The sequence below is a fragment of the Flavobacterium plantiphilum genome, assembly GCF_046000495.1.
Classification (GTDB): domain Bacteria; phylum Bacteroidota; class Bacteroidia; order Flavobacteriales; family Flavobacteriaceae; genus Flavobacterium; species Flavobacterium plantiphilum.
Genome location: NZ_JBELQA010000001.1, coordinates 411,389 through 423,858, shown reverse-complemented (window position 1 = coordinate 423,858; position 12,470 = coordinate 411,389). Strand labels below are relative to the sequence as shown.

The 12,470-nt window shown below is 32.4% G+C and carries 13 protein-coding genes; 9 read left to right on the top strand and 4 right to left on the bottom strand.

The genetic code is table 11. The features are described from left to right. The first annotated feature begins 17 nt into the window (after positions 1 to 17). Together nqrF and ABS764_RS01770 are read left to right on the top strand one after the other, a co-directional pair. Positions 18 to 1,283, top strand: a complete 1,266-nt coding sequence (nqrF, locus tag ABS764_RS01775) for an NADH:ubiquinone reductase (Na(+)-transporting) subunit F (protein ID WP_408079349.1) — start codon at positions 18 to 20, stop codon at positions 1,281 to 1,283. A gap of 9 nt (positions 1,284 to 1,292) precedes the next feature. Next, on the top strand, positions 1,293 to 2,297 hold the full coding sequence (locus tag ABS764_RS01770) for an FAD:protein FMN transferase (RefSeq protein ID WP_408079347.1): 1,005 nt from the start codon (positions 1,293 to 1,295) through the stop codon (positions 2,295 to 2,297). Between the two features lie 2 nt (positions 2,298 to 2,299). On the opposite strand, the gene ABS764_RS01765 is transcribed toward ABS764_RS01770, so the two are convergent. After that, positions 2,300 to 2,488, bottom strand: a complete 189-nt coding sequence (locus ABS764_RS01765; protein ID WP_408079345.1) for a membrane or secreted protein — start codon at positions 2,486 to 2,488, stop codon at positions 2,300 to 2,302. Positions 2,489 to 2,514: 26 nt separating this feature from the next. Continuing rightward, positions 2,515 to 2,952 (bottom strand): CBS domain-containing protein, encoded by a 438-nt coding sequence (locus ABS764_RS01760; protein ID WP_408079343.1) that lies wholly within the window; start codon positions 2,950 to 2,952, stop codon positions 2,515 to 2,517. Between the two features lie 246 nt (positions 2,953 to 3,198). Here ABS764_RS01760 and porX point away from each other — a divergent pair, with 246 nt between their 5' ends. From porX to ABS764_RS01740, 4 genes are all read left to right on the top strand, one after another. Next, positions 3,199 to 4,752, top strand: coding sequence for a T9SS response regulator signal transducer PorX (gene porX, locus ABS764_RS01755; protein WP_408079341.1), 1,554 nt, complete (start codon positions 3,199 to 3,201; stop codon positions 4,750 to 4,752). An 89-nt stretch (positions 4,753 to 4,841) separates the two neighbouring features. Further along, entirely contained in the window at positions 4,842 to 5,249 is a 408-nt protein-coding gene (gene tsaE / locus ABS764_RS01750) for a tRNA (adenosine(37)-N6)-threonylcarbamoyltransferase complex ATPase subunit type 1 TsaE (protein WP_408079339.1), read from the top strand. A 212-nt stretch (positions 5,250 to 5,461) separates the two neighbouring features. Then, positions 5,462 to 6,661, top strand: coding sequence for an alanine dehydrogenase (locus ABS764_RS01745; RefSeq protein WP_408079337.1), 1,200 nt, complete (start codon positions 5,462 to 5,464; stop codon positions 6,659 to 6,661). Positions 6,662 to 6,698: 37 nt separating this feature from the next. Further along, complete coding sequence (locus ABS764_RS01740; protein WP_408079335.1) at positions 6,699 to 7,076, top strand: DUF4258 domain-containing protein; 378 nt, start codon at positions 6,699 to 6,701, stop codon at positions 7,074 to 7,076. A gap of 61 nt (positions 7,077 to 7,137) precedes the next feature. Here ABS764_RS01740 and ABS764_RS01735 read toward each other — a convergent pair whose 3' ends face one another. Continuing rightward, positions 7,138 to 7,803, bottom strand: a complete 666-nt coding sequence (locus ABS764_RS01735) for a uracil-DNA glycosylase (RefSeq protein WP_408079333.1) — start codon at positions 7,801 to 7,803, stop codon at positions 7,138 to 7,140. A gap of 132 nt (positions 7,804 to 7,935) precedes the next feature. Between ABS764_RS01735 and ABS764_RS01730 the strand changes: the two genes are divergently transcribed. From ABS764_RS01730 to ABS764_RS01720, 3 genes are all read left to right on the top strand, one after another. Further along, a complete protein-coding gene (locus tag ABS764_RS01730; RefSeq protein ID WP_408079331.1) occupies positions 7,936 to 10,101 on the top strand; it encodes an endonuclease MutS2 in 2,166 nt (721 codons plus the stop codon). Positions 10,102 to 10,195: 94 nt separating this feature from the next. Next, the gene (locus tag ABS764_RS01725) at positions 10,196 to 10,819 is read left to right on the top strand and encodes a hypothetical protein (RefSeq protein WP_408079329.1); all 624 of its coding nucleotides are present in this window, start codon (positions 10,196 to 10,198) and stop codon (positions 10,817 to 10,819) included. Between the two features lie 64 nt (positions 10,820 to 10,883). Next, positions 10,884 to 11,300 (top strand): thiol-disulfide oxidoreductase DCC family protein, encoded by a 417-nt coding sequence (locus tag ABS764_RS01720; RefSeq protein WP_408079327.1) that lies wholly within the window; start codon positions 10,884 to 10,886, stop codon positions 11,298 to 11,300. Here the strand turns inward: ABS764_RS01720 and ABS764_RS01715 are convergent, their stop codons facing one another. Beyond that, positions 11,301 to 12,470, bottom strand: coding sequence for a proline dehydrogenase family protein (locus tag ABS764_RS01715; protein WP_408079325.1), 1,170 nt, complete (start codon positions 12,468 to 12,470; stop codon positions 11,301 to 11,303).

Below are 12,470 nucleotides of genomic sequence, written 5' to 3'. Positions count from 1 at the left end.
TATATAAACTAATTAAAATGAATATATCAGATTTTGATGGCATAACAATCATTTGTAGTGTAATTGTATTTTTACTCTTCAATGCTATTCTTGTATATATAATTCTGTATACTAAATCCAAGCTGACTCCTTCCGGATTAGTCAATATCACTATAAACGAAGAAGAAGAATTAAAAACAGAAGCGGGTTCATCACTGCTTTCTACTTTATCCAATAAAAAAATATTTTTGCCATCAGCCTGTGGAGGTGGTGGTACCTGCGGTTTATGTAAATGTCAGGTACTGTCTGGCGGTGGCGCAATTTTACCAACAGAAACTCCTTATTTTTCCAGAAAAGAACAACAAAACAACTGGAGGTTAGGCTGTCAGGTAAAAGTAAAACAGGATATGGAAATTGTAATTCCTAAAAGTGTAATGGGAATTAAGAAATGGGAATGCGAAGTGGTTTCTAATGACAATGTAGCAACTTATATCAAAGAATTAATAGTAAAATTACCTGAAGGCGATTTTTTAGATTTTGAACCCGGAAGTTATATCCAACTTGATGTTCCTGAATTTGAACTGGATTTTAAAAATGATTTATATAAGATAGATGACCGTTTTAAATCAGATTATGATAAATTTAAAGTTTGGGATTTAAAAATTAAAAATCCGGAAGCCGTTTTCAGAGCCTATTCTATGGCTAATCATCCTGCGGAAGGCAATATAATTATGCTTAATATCCGATTAGCTACTCCCCCTTTTGATAGAAAAGCAGGTGGATTTATGAAGGTTTATCCAGGAGTTTCATCATCTTATGTATTTTCTTTAAAACCGGGTGATAAAGTTAGTATAGCTGGGCCTTTTGGTGATTTCCACATTAAGGACACACAAAGAGAAATGATTTATATAGGCGGAGGAGCCGGAATGGCTCCTTTACGTTCTCATTTATTTCATTTGTTTCATACGTTAAAAGAAAAAGACCGGAAAGTGAGTTTTTGGTACGGAGGAAGATCTTTAAAAGAAGTCTTTTATACCGAAGATTTTAGAGATATTGAAAAGGATTTTGATAATTTCGAATATAATATCGCGCTTTCTGAACCATTGCCTGAAGACAACTGGAAAGGATATACCGGTTTTATTCACAATGTATTATTTGACAATTATTTAAAAGAACATGAAGCTCCGGAAGACATCGAATACTATGTTTGCGGTCCGCCGCTGATGAATGCTGCAGTATTTAAAATGCTGGACGATTTAGGAGTTCCACAGGAAAATATCGCTTTTGATGATTTTGGAAGTTAAAACAATTATATGATAAAAAACGTATTCATTATTTTCACAACAGCAATATTCGTTGTTGCCTGCGCGAAAGAAGAAGCCATTTTTTTTCTTCAGGGAAACGCACAGGGAACCAGTTACCATATAAGCTATGTTTCTCAAGATAAAATCGTTTCCAAAAAACAAATCGATTCTTTATTAGCTGATATTGATAGGTCTATGTCTGCATGGATTCCAAATTCAATCATTTCGCGGATAAATAATAATGAAAAGGATGTAATTATTGATGATTATTTCAGAACAGTTTTTAATAAAGCAGTCGAAGTGTCTGATAAAACAAAAGGTGATTTTGATATTACCGTAGGTCCTTTAATAAATGCATGGGGGTTTGGTCCGGCCACAAAAAAGACCTTAAATAAAAGAAAGCTTGATAGTCTGTTGCCATTGGTCAATTATAAAATGCTAAGCCTTCAGCACAGCAAAATAGTAAAAGAAAAACCGGAAATTAAAATTGATTTTAATGCTATAGCACAAGGATATTCAGTGGATGTATTAGCCGATTTTTTTCAAAAAAAAGGAATAACAAATTATTTAGTTGAATTAGGAGGCGAAATAAAATCAAACGGAAAAAAAATAAAAGAAGAATGGAAAGTGGGCATTGAGCAGCCTGACGAAGAAAATGCATCAGACAGAAAACTACAGGCCATTGTTAATTTAGGCAACCGCGCACTTGCTACCTCAGGTAATTACCGGAAATTTTACAGAGAAGGCAATCAAAAATTTTCACATATTATAAATCCTAAAACAGGGTATCCGGCTAAACATAATTTGCTAAGCACTACCGTCATTGCCAATGATGCCATAACTGCGGATGCTTATGCAACTGCTTTTATGGTAATGGGTTTACAGAAATCAATTGATTTTGTAGAAAAAAACAAAGAATTAAATTTGGAAGTTTTCTTTATATATGATGAAAAAGGAAAATGGAAAACCTATATTTCTCCCGGTTTGATGAAGCGCATCAAAACAGTATCTTAGACTTAAGATTTGCACTTTTCCTGTGGTTTAGCGCCACAAATACTGCATACCTCTCCTTCTTCACTTTGTATTAAAGGATTATTGCTACTGCAGGTACCTGAGAATCGTCCGTTTTTTTTAACTAATAGTTTGATTGCAATTCCGGCAATTCCCACAGCTAAAAGAAAAACTGATAGAATGATTGTTACCATAATGAAATTTCTAATTATAATATATTCTATTCCGCTTTAGTTCCATGAATATAAGAATCAAGATGATGGATGGTGTTTTGTTGTAATTCAATAATAGATTTTACCACATCACCAATAGAAACAATACCAATCACTTCCGTTTCTGATACTACCGGCAGATGTCTGACTCTTTTATTAGTAATTAAATCCATACAATAATTTATATCATCATCGGGTTTAACGCTAATGATTTCAGTATCCATAATTTCATGAACAAACGTTTCTCTTGATGTTTTATTTTTCAAAACAATCTTCCTGGCATAATCCCGCTCTGATAAAATGCCTTTCAAAATATTATCTTCAATAACTAAAACAGCACCAATATTTCTTTCTCCCATAATCCGCAATGCTTCATAAACTGTAATGGTAGAAAGTATGGAATGAACTTCATTTCCTTTTACGCCTAATATTTGATTTACAGTCATAATAGATGATTTTATGTTATTTATAAATTTAAGAAAAAATAATGCATATAGTTATAAAATTGTATTAATTTTTTAATTAGTATTGGTTTATTCGTGTAAAATAAAGCATTGAGCTATCCTTTTTTAGAAAGAAATTTTATCATAATATTAGGAACTCAGCTTATATAAAATCTGTAATTTGCACAATGAACAGCTTTTTTAAACGTTGTTGAGTAACTATTATAATAGATTATTATTTAAACATATATGGACAAGATAAAAATACTTTGGGTGGATGATGAAATTGAATATCTGAAACCTCACATTCTTTTTTTAGAAAAAAAAAATTACGAAGTCACGACTTGTAACAATGGTCTTGATGCTATCGAAATATTTGAAAATGAAAATTTTGATATTGTTTTCTTAGACGAAAATATGCCCGGAATGAGCGGATTAGAAACTTTATCCGAAATGAAAGAAAAAAAGAGTGCTGTCCCAATGATTATGATTACTAAAAGTGAAGAAGAATATATCATGGAGGAAGCTATCGGGGCTAAAATTGCTGATTATCTTATTAAGCCGGTCAATCCTAATCAGATATTACTGAGTCTGAAAAAGAATTTAGATCATTCAAAACTGATTTCGCAAAAAACCACTCTGGATTATCAGAAAGAATTCCGTAAAATAGCAATGGAATTAGGAATGGTAAATAGTTTTGAAGACTGGATAGAATTATATAAAAAATTATTATTCTGGGAATTACAACTTGAAGATATCAATGATCAGAGTATGATTGAAATTTTGGAATCCCAAAAAGTGGAAGCCAATTCACAGTTCGGAAAATTTATTGAACGCAATTATGAAGAATGGTTTTTACCCAAAGCAGACAAACCGATTCAGTCTCATACCTTATTTAAAGAATTAGTAGTTCCTGAACTAAAGAAAAAAGAGAAACCTGTTTTATTTGTAGTTATTGATAATTTACGTTACGATCAATGGAAAGCATTTGAAAGTGTCGTGGCAGATTATTACAAACTGGAAAAAGAAGTACCCTACTACTCTATTCTGCCTACCGCTACGCAATATGCAAGAAATGCTATTTTCTCTGGTTTGCTACCGGCAGATATGGAAAAAAAACATCCTGATTTGTGGAAAAATGATCCTGATGAAGGTGGAAAAAATCTATTTGAAGCCGAATTTCTTTCCGCTCAGTTAAAGCGTTTGGGATTAAACATTAAAGAAGATTATTTCAAGATTACCAATATGGCATCGGGTAAAAAACTCGTAGAGAATTTCAGGGCACTGAAAGAAAACGATCTGGTTACCATTGTCTATAATTTTGTAGACATGCTTTCACATGCTAAAACTGAAATGGATGTTGTAAAAGAACTAGCTCCGGATGATAAAGCTTATCGTTCCCTTACTTTGAGCTGGTTCAAAAATTCTCCTTTATTAGAAATTATCCAACAGGCTCAAAAATTAGGATTCAAATTAATTTTAACTACTGATCACGGAACCATAAATGTAAAAAATCCATCAAAGGTTGTGGGCGATAAAAATACCAGTCTCAATTTACGCTACAAAACAGGCCGAAGTCTTACTTATGAAAATAAAGACGTATATGCTGTAAAAGACCCAAAAAAAATTGGTTTACCTGCTATAAATATGAGTAGTTCTTATATTTTTGCAAAAAATGATTTGTTTCTGGCATATGTCAATAATTACAATCATTATGTGAGTTATTATAAAAATACCTATCAGCACGGAGGGATTTCTCTGGAAGAAATGATTATTCCCTGTTTGATATTTAATCCGAAGTAGTAATTAGTCACTAGTGAATAGTGATTAGTTAGCTTTTTAATAATTCACAAATAGCTAATTACTAATGACTATTCACTAATTACTAAAATATGGAAATCACTTTTTCATTAGAAGAAATACAAAATGTTGCCGAATTAATTGTGGCTGCGAAACCTAATAAAGTATTGCTTTTTAACGGTGAAATGGGAGCCGGAAAAACTACTTTTATTAAACAACTATGTAAAACTCTGGGTGTGACCGGAGCAACAAGCAGTCCAACTTTTTCTTTAGTTAACGAATATGAAACTACAGATAATCAGATTGTTTATCATTTTGATTTTTATCGTTTAAAAAAAGAAACAGAAGCTTTAGATATGGGAATAGATGATTATTTGTATTCCGGACATTGGTGCTTTATTGAGTGGGCCGAAAATATTGCTAATCTTCTGCCTGAAAAATATTCAACAATTACCATAGAAGTGCTTCCTGATAATAAAAGGCTTTTAAAATTAAATTAAACTGTAAATTAAAAGTATTACCTGTTGATTAATAATGATTTGTGTTTTAAAATAAAAGGCTTATTCCGAAATTACTTCTTAATTTATAATATAAAATAAGTTTGTTTTTTCATCTATGTTAATAATTGAGCCTTTTCAGCCTTTTATAAAATTATAAAGCTTATTTTTTTAATCTTTTTGCGTAATTTTACTTTTTAATAGTACAAAAAACGATGTCAATATCAATAACGCCATTTACAAAACAACAGTTATTACCTCAGGAAGAAAAACTGGAAGTAGCCCGAAAAAAAGGGGAACTATTTATAGGTATTCCTAAAGAGACCAGCTATCAGGAACGTCGCATTTGTTTAACTCCGGATGCTGTGAGTTCTTTAGTATGTCACGGTCATCGTGTAATGATTGAATCAGGTGCAGGAGAAAATGCCAGTTATTCCGATAAAGAATATTCTGAGGCAGGTGCCGAAGTCACTCAGGATACTCAAAAAGTTTTTGGTTGCCCTATGATTTTAAAGGTTGAACCACCTACTGTTGCCGAAATCAACATGATGAACAATCAGGCGATTCTCATTTCGGCAATTCAATTAAAAACGAAGAGAAGAGAATATTTCGAAGCTTTAGCCAAGAAAAAAATAACCGCACTTGCTTTTGAATATATTAAAGACGTCGATGAAACCTATCCTATTGTTAAGTCTTTGAGTGAAATTGCAGGTACAGCATCTATATTAATTGCAGCCGAACTGATGATTGCCAATACTTTTGGAAAAGGACTTTTATTTGGTAACATAACAGGTGTTCCTCCTACAGAAGTAGTCATTTTGGGTGCCGGAACAGCGGGAGAATTTGCAACAAAAACAGCTATTGGTTTAGGGGCTAATGTAAAAGTGTTTGATAATTCTATTACCAAATTAAGAAGACTGCAAAATAGTTTAAGCCAGCGAATTTTTACTTCTACTATTCAGCCAAAAGCTCTAATGAAGGCTTTAAGACGTTGTGATGTGGCTATTGGAGCCATGCGTGGCATAGAACGCTGCCCTATTGTAGTTACTGAGACTATGGTGGAACATATGAAAAAAGGCGCTGTAATTGTAGATGTAAGTATTGATACCGGGGGTTGTTTTGAAACTTCTGAAGTTACTACTCATGAAAAACCGACTTTTATAAAAAATAATATTTTGCATTATTGTGTTCCTAATATCCCTTCCCGTTATTCAAAGACAGCTTCGCTTTCTATAAGTAATATTATCACTCCTTATTTATTAAAAATAGCCGAGGATGGCGGTATAGAAAGTGCTATTCGTTGCGACAAAGGTCTGAAAAACGGAATCTATACTTATCATGGCATACTGACAAACAGAGCCATCGGTGACTGGTTTGATTTGCCTAACAACGACATTAATTTAATTGTGTTTTAAGCAAACTTTAAATTACCTTTGCAAAAAAAAACACTTCATGAAGTTTGCATATCGTTTTTCTTATTATTTAGTTGGGTTGGTTTTAGGCTGCTTTTTTGTAGCTCTTGTTTTTAGCGGAAAAGATACCCGCTGCAATTATTTTCCCAATGCCCGCGTTTTAAATGATATCAGAAATAAACCTTTTGAATATTCTGAAAAAGCTTCTCAGGTTTTAGCAGAAAAATGGATTGACACAACTGATATCAAAAACTCTTTGGAATTTGGAGATGTAGATTTCGATAAAAGTGATACCGAATTTGGAAAAAACACCAAACTGTATGTTATTGAAGGGAAAACGGCTCAGAATATTGAAATTATTCTGACTGTAAAAAATCAGTCAGACAAAGCTATTCTTGTAAATATTATAAAAAAATAAGTTCTTTTACGATGCAAATGAGCCATTTAAGTTTCTTCTACGGAATTTAAGTGGCTTTTTTTTACCAATTGATTTCAGGTTTGTTATTTACTTTTAGATACTCGTTTGTTTTACTGAAATGTTTATTTCCAAACCAAAAACCTCTGTTAGCGCTCAAAGGGGAAGGATGCCCTGATTTTAAAATATGATGTTTGGATGCGTCAATCAAAGCAGCTTTTTTCTGTGCAAAACCGCCCCAAAGTAAAAACACTACATTTTCTGATTCTTCCGAAATTTTTTTAATTACGGCATCCGTAAATTTTTCCCAGCCTTTTCCCTGATGACTTCCTGCTTCTGATTGTCTGACAGTTAATGTCGCATTTAAAAGAAAAACACCCTGATCTGCCCAACGTTCTAAATTTCCGGATGCTGGCATGGACACATTTAAATCGGTAGAAATTTCTCTGAAAATATTTTGCAATGAAGGCGGAAACGGAATCCCGTCATTTACAGAAAAACATAAACCATTTGCCTGATGCGGACCATGGTAAGGATCCTGACCAATAATTACCACTTTAACCTGATCAAAATGACAATGATCAAAAGCTGAAAATATCTGACTGCCTTTAGGATAACAGATTTTTGTCATATATTCGGATTTAACAAAATCAATTAATTCTTTGAAATATATTTTTTCAAATTCTTCATTTAAAACAGTCTTCCATGAATCATGCATTTTTACATCCATATCTTTTTTTTTGCGAATTTCAGAATTTTTTTAACCAATTCATATTTACTTTAGATAAAAATTAGAAAGATACTTACCGTAATGAATGCTGGTATTTTTTGTACTTTTGCGAGACTTTCTTAAAGAAATTAAATGATTAGTATTACCGAAAAAACTTTACAGGACTTACAGTTTCCAACAATTTTGGAAACCATTTCAGATATCTGTAACACCGAAATAGGAAAAGATAAAGCTCTACAAATTACTCCGTTCAGAGATAAAGAAACTTTGATGCAGGCTTTACTGCAAACTTCAGAGTATGTTTCTTCTTTTCAGAATAATAATGCAATTCCCAATCACGGATTTGATGCGATAACACACGAAATAAAATTTTTAGCCATTGAAGACAGTTTTCTGGAAGTGGGTAGTTTTAGAAAAATTGCCACATTGTCTTCCACAGTAAACTTTTTATTAAATTTTCTTAAGAAATTTGATGATTATTACCCCAATATAAATGCCCGTGCTTCGCGTGTGGAACTTACTAAAGAAATTATTTCACAGATTGATGTTGTAGTGGATAAATATGGCGAAATTAAAGATAATGCCTCCCCTGTTTTATCCGACATACGCAGAAATATGAATCTGGTCCGAGGGAAAGTCAATCAGAGCTTTGGGATTGCTTTAACACAATATAACGGTTTGGGTTATCTGGATGATATTAAAGAAAGTTTTGTTCAAAACCGTCGTGTTCTTGCCGTATTATCTATGTACCGCCGAAAAGTAAGAGGAACTATTTTAGGAAGTTCTAAAACAGGAAGTATTGCTTATATCGAGCCTGAAATGACGCTTAAATATTCCAGAGAACTGAGCAATTTAGAATATGAGGAAAAAGAAGAAATCACCCGTATTTTAAAGCAATTATCGAATGCTATTCGTCCGTTTCTACCTTTATTAAAAGAGTATCAGGATTTTTTAAGTGATATAGATGTCATTGCTGCTAAAGCGAAATATGCCGAAAGAATCAACGGAATTTTACCCACAATTACAGAGGAACGTCGTTTGTATTTTAGAGATGCTTTTCACCCTATTTTGTATTTAACAAACAAACAAAAAAAGGAAATTACTTATCCGCAGACTATTGAACTAAAACAGGAAAACCGAATTATTGTAATTTCAGGTCCTAATGCAGGAGGAAAAACTATTTCGTTAAAAACAGTCGGTTTACTCCAATTGATGTTACAATCGGGAATGTTGATTCCGGTTCACGAACGTTCGGAAACCTTTTTATTCGACAGAATATTAACAGACATCGGAGATAATCAATCTATTGAAAATCACCTGAGTACATACAGTTACCGATTAAAAAACATGAACTATTTCCTGAAGAAATGCAATCGAAAAACCATGTTTTTAATTGACGAATTTGGTACCGGATCCGATCCGGAATTAGGTGGTGCTCTGGCTGAAATTTTCTTAGAAGAATTCTATCACAGAGAAGCTTTTGGAATTATCACAACGCATTATTCCAATTTGAAAATTCTGGCTAACGAATTGCCTTTTGCTACCAATGCGAATATGATGTTTGATGAAAAATCATTAGAACCCATGTACAAACTGGCTTTAGGACAAGCCGGAAGTTCCTTTACCTTTGAAGTAGCACAGAAAAACGGGATTCCGTTTGGTTTAATTAATCGTGCCAAAAAGAAAATCGAAGTAGGTAAAGTACGTTTTGACAAAACCATTGCCACCCTGCAAAAAGAACGTTCCAAACTGGAAAAAACTTCTCAAAACCTGAAAGAAGAAGAAACCAGAGCGCGTGAAGAAGGCAAAAAAATGGAAAATATCAACGTCAAAATAAAGCAAAAACTGGAAAGCTATCAGGAATTGTATGATAGTAATCAGAAAACAATTTACATTGGTCAGAAAATAGAAGATATAGCAGAGAAATATTTCAATAATAAAAACAAAAAAGAACTCATTGGAGAATTTTTGAAGATTGTAGAAATTGAAAATTCAAAACGTAAAAAAGCTACACCAAAAGAAACAAAGGCAATTGTAGCTAAGAAAAAAGAAATCATTGAGGAGGTAAAAGTTCAGGTGGAAGAAATACGAAAGGAAAAGAAAGAAAAAAAACTAAAACCTGTTATTGAAAAACCAAAACCTATTTTAAAGGTAGGCGATCGCGTGCGAATGTTAGACGGAAAAGCCGTGGGAAGTATTGATAAGATTGAGAAAAACAAAGCGGTTGTCAATTATGGACTCTTTACTTCAAAGGTGAGCTTGGATGAATTGGATTTGGTGGAAGCGGTGAAGAAATAGTGTTCAGTAAGTTCATTGTTTAGCACGAAGCAATCATATTTTTATTAGTTAATTAAGATTTTTCTTTATATTTACGATTCTAATTAACCTGGAAATGAAAAATATTACACCAATATTACTAATTGTTTTCTTTGCAAATGTTTTTGCAGTTCATGCGCAAAATCAAGATTCAACAAACAGTGATGGTTTAAAAAAATCAATAGCACAGGAATTATATATTTTTTTAAATGAAAAATCTGAAAATCCATTATTATTAATAAATGGTTTCATTTGGGGAAACGACACTACTGTATTAAGTATTATTAATCCTACTGATATAAAAGATATTTCCGTTCTAAAAGATAAAGATTATAATATTTATGGCGAAAAAGGAAAAAATGGAGTGCTATTTTTAACATTGAAAGATCAAAACATTAATACTCTTGAAAAATTTAAAACTTTCTATGGTTTAAATAACGACAATTCCAAACAACAAAGAATATCAGGAGTAGTTTATGATGTAGATAAGAAAATAATTCCAAATGTTTTTATCTCCAATTTGAACAGAAAAGAATCTTTTAAAGCTGATTCGAATGGAAATTATTCATTAAGCGCTTGTGAAAATGATATTTTGGTATTTTATTTAGATGGATTTAAATCTAAGATCTTTAAAGTAAAAGATACAAATATGGAAATTGTTTTAGAATCTAAACCTAAGTCAGAAATTTATATAAAATAATTTGATATTAATAATGGGATATCAAACTTCCTGAGATTGCTTTGTCCCTCGCAATAACCACAAAATGCAAAACCTACCCAAAAATAAAAAAATAATTCTCTTTGATGGCGTTTGCAATCTTTGTGATTCGGCGGTACAATTTATCATTAAAAGAGACCAAAAAGATATTTTCCGGTTTGTGGCTCTGCAATCTGATTTGGGTCAGAAAATTTGCAGTTATATTGGTGTAGACCAAAAAAAGAATGATAGTATAATTCTGTACGAACCCGGAATTGCTTATTATCATAAATCAGAAGCAGCTTTGAAAATAGCTTCTGAATTAGGTGGCTTCTATGGATTTCTAGCAGCTTTGAACGTTTTTCCAAAAAAGATAAATGATATTATTTATGATTATATTGCTAAAAACCGATACAGATGGTACGGCAAGAAAGAACAGTGTATGATCCCTACTCCTGAGTTAAAAGCTAAATTTTTAGAATAGTTATTCTTGTTTTCTTCGACTACGTTCTTTTTTTATCATTTCTAATTCCCGGCTGGTTTGTCCTGCAACGGCTGTATTTTCCTGTGCACGCCGAATTAAATACGGAATCACTTCTTTCACCGGACCAAAAGGAATATATTTAGCCACATTATAACCATTGGCTGCCAAATTAAAACTAATTGTATCACTCATCCCATACAATTGACCAAACCAGATTCTGAAATCATTAGCTACTATGTTTTTTTTCTGCATTAATTCCATTAAATAATAAGTACTGATTTCGTTATGTGTTCCTGCAAAAAGAGAAAAAAACTCTAAATTTTCAGTAATATACTGTAAAGCAGTATTATAATTTTCGTCGGTTTCTGACTTACTGGCACAAATTGGCGATGGATAATTGTTTTCTTCGGCTCGTTCATTTTCTTTTTCCATATAGGCGCCGCGAACTAATTTTATTCCAATATAAAATGCTCCTTGCTTAGCTTCCTGGTTGATTTTTTTTAAATATTCCATCCGATCATAACGATACATTTGTAAAGTATTATAAACAATCACTTTTTCGGTATTGTATTTACGCATCATTTCAAGAACTAAACTGTCGACAGCGGTTTGCATCCAGGATTCTTCGGCATCAATCAAAACGGGAACGTCTTTTTGATGAGCTGCCTGGCAAACTAAATCAAAACGGTTCACTACCCTATTCCATTCTTCCTGCTCTGCATCTCTTAGTATCTTTTTAGCGGTTATTTTTTCATACAAACTAATACGCCCAAAACTTGTCGGTTTAAAAACGGCAAACGGAATAGCCTGGCGTTCTTTAGCAAATTCAATAATTTTAAGCGTTTTTACAAAAGCAATATCAAACTCCTCTTCATTTATTTTCCCTTCGACAGCATAATCTAAAACTGAAGAAACCTCTTTAGTGAACAAGGTATCAACTACTTTCAGACAATCTTCTTCATTTACACCGCCACAAAATTGACTGAATATGGTTTTCCTGATTATATTCTGAACCGGTAAATGTAATTTTAAAGTCAGTAAAAGGATTTTTGTACCTAACTGAACCAATAGTTTAGAATTCATTACTTTAAAAAGAAAATACGATAACTGTAATTGATTATTGCTTTTTAAAGCAAAAGCGATTTGGGTATTTTCAAATATCTTTTTCAT

Coding starts and splice junctions, on each gene's coding strand:
- ABS764_RS01765 (WP_408079345.1), bottom strand. CDS start 2,488: ATGGTAACAATCATTCTATCAGTTTTTCTTTTAGCTGTGGGAATTGCC.
- nqrF (WP_408079349.1), top strand. CDS start 18: ATGAATATATCAGATTTTGATGGCATAACAATCATTTGTAGTGTAATT.
- ABS764_RS01735 (WP_408079333.1), bottom strand. CDS start 7,803: ATGGATGTAAAAATGCATGATTCATGGAAGACTGTTTTAAATGAAGAA.
- ABS764_RS01760 (WP_408079343.1), bottom strand. CDS start 2,952: ATGACTGTAAATCAAATATTAGGCGTAAAAGGAAATGAAGTTCATTCC.
- ABS764_RS01770 (WP_408079347.1), top strand. CDS start 1,293: ATGATAAAAAACGTATTCATTATTTTCACAACAGCAATATTCGTTGTT.
- ABS764_RS01720 (WP_408079327.1), top strand. CDS start 10,884: ATGCAAAACCTACCCAAAAATAAAAAAATAATTCTCTTTGATGGCGTT.
- ABS764_RS01745 (WP_408079337.1), top strand. CDS start 5,462: ATGTCAATATCAATAACGCCATTTACAAAACAACAGTTATTACCTCAG.
- ABS764_RS01725 (WP_408079329.1), top strand. CDS start 10,196: ATGAAAAATATTACACCAATATTACTAATTGTTTTCTTTGCAAATGTT.
- tsaE (WP_408079339.1), top strand. CDS start 4,842: ATGGAAATCACTTTTTCATTAGAAGAAATACAAAATGTTGCCGAATTA.
- ABS764_RS01715 (WP_408079325.1), bottom strand. CDS start 12,470: ATGAAAAAGATATTTGAAAATACCCAAATCGCTTTTGCTTTAAAAAGC.
- ABS764_RS01740 (WP_408079335.1), top strand. CDS start 6,699: ATGAAGTTTGCATATCGTTTTTCTTATTATTTAGTTGGGTTGGTTTTA.
- porX (WP_408079341.1), top strand. CDS start 3,199: ATGGACAAGATAAAAATACTTTGGGTGGATGATGAAATTGAATATCTG.
- ABS764_RS01730 (WP_408079331.1), top strand. CDS start 7,936: ATGATTAGTATTACCGAAAAAACTTTACAGGACTTACAGTTTCCAACA.